This window comes from Amycolatopsis sp. NPDC059021, from assembly GCF_042739895.1.
In the GTDB taxonomy this organism is placed as follows: Bacteria; Actinomycetota; Actinomycetes; order Mycobacteriales; family Pseudonocardiaceae; genus Amycolatopsis.
Genome location: NZ_JBHYIQ010000151.1, coordinates 328 through 4086 on the forward strand (window position 1 = coordinate 328; position 3759 = coordinate 4086).

Annotated in this window: 4 protein-coding genes; 2 read left to right on the forward strand and 2 right to left on the reverse strand. The window is 71.5% G+C overall.

The window, feature by feature from the left end:
• Positions 1 to 135: 135 nt before the first annotated feature.
• Both ACFWX1_RS45110 and ACFWX1_RS45115 read right to left on the reverse strand, forming a co-directional pair.
• Positions 136 to 951 carry a uroporphyrinogen-III synthase gene (locus ACFWX1_RS45110; protein ID WP_378396090.1) on the reverse strand — a complete coding sequence of 272 codons (816 nt, stop codon included), beginning with the start codon at positions 949 to 951 and terminating at the stop codon, positions 136 to 138.
• Positions 944 to 1921, reverse strand: a complete 978-nt coding sequence (locus ACFWX1_RS45115; protein ID WP_378396091.1) for a helix-turn-helix transcriptional regulator — start codon at positions 1919 to 1921, stop codon at positions 944 to 946. The genes ACFWX1_RS45110 and ACFWX1_RS45115 overlap by 8 nt, the downstream gene beginning before the upstream one ends.
• A 61-nt stretch (positions 1922 to 1982) precedes the next feature.
• Between ACFWX1_RS45115 and ACFWX1_RS45120 the strand changes: the two genes are divergently transcribed.
• Together ACFWX1_RS45120 and ACFWX1_RS45125 are read left to right on the forward strand one after the other, a co-directional pair.
• Positions 1983 to 2381, forward strand: coding sequence for a DUF3224 domain-containing protein (locus ACFWX1_RS45120; RefSeq protein ID WP_378396092.1), 399 nt, complete (start codon positions 1983 to 1985; stop codon positions 2379 to 2381).
• Between the two features lie 15 nt (positions 2382 to 2396).
• The gene (locus ACFWX1_RS45125; protein ID WP_378396093.1) at positions 2397 to 3515 is read left to right on the forward strand and encodes a winged helix DNA-binding domain-containing protein; all 1119 of its coding nucleotides are present in this window, start codon (positions 2397 to 2399) and stop codon (positions 3513 to 3515) included.
• Positions 3516 to 3759: the final 244 nt, after the last annotated feature.

Sequence of the window (3759 nt, forward strand, 5' to 3'; positions counted from 1 at the left end):
CGTTAGCGTGCTAATCGTTGGCATGCTCACGAGCGTTAGCAAAGGTCCCTTGCTCCCCTCCGCACCCGAAACCCCAGGTCACGAGCGCACCGAAGGTCTCCTTCAGCGACGCCGTCCGGGAGCGAGGGACCTTTGCTATCGCCCGGCGCCGGAGAGCTCCGCCACCAGCAGCTTCACCAGGGCGCCGAGCCGCTGCCGCTCCGGTTGCCGAGTCGGCACCCCCACCTCCTCCAGCGGCGCGGCGGTGACCGGCCCGACGCAGGCACACACCGGCGAGCCGCTCCGCAACGCAGCGACCAACTCGTCGTAGCGCCCGTAGTCCCGGGCGAGCGTCAGCAGGTTCCCGGCCGCGGGCGCGCTGGTGAACGCCAGCGCCCGCAGCTGTCCGGCCAGCACCGCGTCGATCAGCTCCCGGACCGGCGCCGGCGGCGCCGAGTGCCACCGGTACGGCTGCACCGCGACGACGTCCGCGCCCGACGAGGCCAGCGCGTCGGTGAACTCGGGCAGCGGGGTTCCGTGCAGCTGGACGGCGACCCGTTCGCCCGCGACCCCGGCGTCGGTGAGCGCCCCGAAGAGTTCGGCGTTGCTTTCACTCGCCGCCGAGAACGTCTCTCGCAGGCCCACGCCCCGCAGTGCGCCAACGGCTTTCGGCCCGCGCGCGAAGATCCGTGACGCGCCGAGCGCGTCGAGCAGGGGTTGCCGAAGTCCCCAGCCGTCGGCCGCGGCGAGCCAGCCGCGGAATCCGGCACCGGTGGTCACCGCGGTGAAGCCGACCGGCCGGGACAGCACCGCCTCGGTGTCCGCCCGCAGTTCGGGGTCGGCGTCCAGCGGGACGATGGTGATCGTCGGCGCGTGCCGGACCTCGGCGCCGTACCGGGCCAGCGCCGCGATGAGGTCGTCGGCACGGCGCTCGGCGGTGACACCGATGGTGACCCCGGTGAGTTCACCCATAGCTCGCGCTCATCTCCTCGATCGCCTCGGCCACCGGCGCGCGCAGGTCCGCGGGTGCCAGCACCTCGAGGTGCGGTCCGAACCGCAGCAGCTCCCCGATCGCGGGCTCGCCCGGTTCGACCGGCAGCTCCATCGTCAGCCAGCCGTGCTCGTCGGGCTCGGCGCCGCCCTCGACGGCGGCCCGCAGCGCACGGGCGCCGACCGATCCCGCGTAGAACGGTACGAGAGCCTGCGCGCGCGGCGACAGGCGCACCACCGCAACGCGCGGATACATCCGCCGCTCGAACTGCTCGGACCAGTCCCGCCAATACCGGGCGAGGTCGAAGTCCACCGGCCGCTCGAACTCCTCGCCCAGGTCGTCGAGTTCCAGCACACGCGAAATCCGGTACGTCCGGTCCGTGCCCTCGCAGCGTCCGGCGAGGTACCAGTTGCCCGCCTTGAGGATCAGCCCCAACGGCTCGACGACCCGCTCAACGACGCGCTGGCCCCAGCGTTCGTACCGGATCCGGATCCGGCGGCTCCCCCACACCGCATCCGCGACCGCCGAAAGCACCGGCAGGCTCTCGATGCCGCGATGCCAGCCGGGAACGTCGAGGTAGAAGCGCTCCGCAACGCGTCCGGCGCGGCTGCGCAACTCCTGCGGGAGCGCGGCGTACAGCTTGAGCTGCGCGGCCGCGAGGACGGTGCCCAGCCCCAGCTCCGCCGCGGCGACCGGCAGGCCGGCCAGTGACAGCGACTGCGCCTCTTCCTCGGTCATCCCGGTCAGCCGTGTGCGGTAGCCGTCGACGAGCTGATAGCCGCCCGCGCGACCGCGATCGGCGTACACCGGCACGCCGGACGCCGACAGCGCCTCGATGTCCCGGTACACCGTCCGGACGGAAACCTCCAACTCGGCGGCCAGTTCGTCGGCGGTCATCCGGCCACGGTTCTGCAGCAGAAGGAGGATCGACAGCAGTCTGCTCGCGCGCATGTTTTCAGTATCGCCGAAAAACCTGACACAAGTTGACAGGTATGGGTGTCAGGCTACGGGCATGAACACATTCACCATGAACAACTGGGAAGAACGGATCGTCAGCGGCAGCGAGGGCGAGCCGCGCGTGGCCTACGCACACGCCTCGATGACGTTCTCCGGCGTCATCGAGGGCGAGGCGAGCTGCGACTACCTGCTGTTCTACCCGGGCGAGGGCTACGACGGCGGCGGGACGACGTCGCCGGGTTACGACCGGATCGAGGGCTCCGTCGACGGTCGCAAAGGGACGTTCGTGCTGCGGCACGAGTTCACCTTCGACCTCGACGGCCTGTCCTCGACCTTCAGCGTCGTGCCGGGTTCAGGCACCGGCGAGTTGGCCGGCCTGTCCGGAAGCGGCACGATCAAGGGGACACCGGGCGTGCTGACGGTGGCCTACACGTTCGAGTACACAGTGGACTAGAAGGGCGGCTTTTCGGTGAATGTCGACCGGGTTCAGGTGCTGGCGCACCGGATCGCCGCACACGGCCTGCACCGGACCGAGGCCGACGCCGCCGGGCTGGCGGTGTTCGACCTCGGCCTGCAGGACAGCATGCGGGACACCGCGCTGCTCGGGCTGGTCGCCCGGCTCGACGGCGCGGTGACCCCGCAGTCCCTTGTGGACGATCAGCGGCTCGCGCTGGCGTGGTCGCACCGGGGCGCGCCGCATTTCCACCGGCGCGCCGAGCTGGCCGAGGTCACCGCGTCGCTCGTGCCGCTCGACGAAGCCGACGCGCTGGCGCGGATGCTGTGGCAGCGCAAGCAATTGCGGGAAACCGGGCTGGACGCGCTGGACGTCCTGTTCACCACGGCACGCGCGATCCGCAAGGTCGTCAAGGGGCCGATGACCAAGGGCGCGGTGAGCACCGCGATCACCGAGATCCTGCCGCCCGCCTTCTCGCGCTGGTGCCGGGGCTGCAACGCGACGCACATCTACGAACAGCTGATGCGGATCGCGACACCGCACGCCGGTGTCCGGTTGGAAGCGGACCAGAGCCCGGCCACGCTCGCCCCGCTGGAGGGCCGTGGCCCGATCCGCACGAAACCGGACGTCGCCGCCGCCACCCGCGTCGTCGAACGCTACCTGCGGATCAACGGCCCGGCCGCACCCGGCGACGCGGCCGGCTACGTCGGCACGACCAGGACCGTGCTAGACCGGATGTGGCCCGGCGAACTGGCGGAGGTCCGCGTCGACGGCAAACGGGCCTTCCTGCCCGCAGACCTGCTTCCAGCGCTGGAAAACCCGCCGGAACCGGACCTCGTGCGGCTCCTGCCGCCGTGGGACCCGTTCATCCAGGCTCGCGACAAGGCGGTGCTGGTGCCGGATCCGGCGCGGCAGAAGGAAGTCTGGCGCATGCTGGGGAACCCGGGCGTGCTGCTCGCGGGCGGCGAGATCGCCGGGACCTGGCGCACCAAGTCGGCGGGAAAGCGCCTCGCCTTCACGATCACGGCCTTCGACCCGCTCCACCCCGCCGCCCGCGAAGCCGCCGAGGCCGAAGCCACCCGCATCGCCACCGCCCGCGGCTTCGCCTCCCCCACCGTCACCTGGCTCCCCTGACCCGATATCTCCCCTAGAGCACCCCCCACCCGCCCTGGGGGCCAGCCCTGCAACAGCATATCGCCGGGTTACGACAAAACCCGTGGATCGGCGGCCGCGGCCCCGAGTTGTCCACATCGCGACGTGCCTGTGGACAAGTGCCGTGGGCCGCTCGCGTGATCTGCCGTGAAGGACTCCTTCACGGCGCTCAGTGCCCGGTAGGCGTGCATACCCCCCGGGCGCGCGGCGGGGCCCGGGGGGGCGC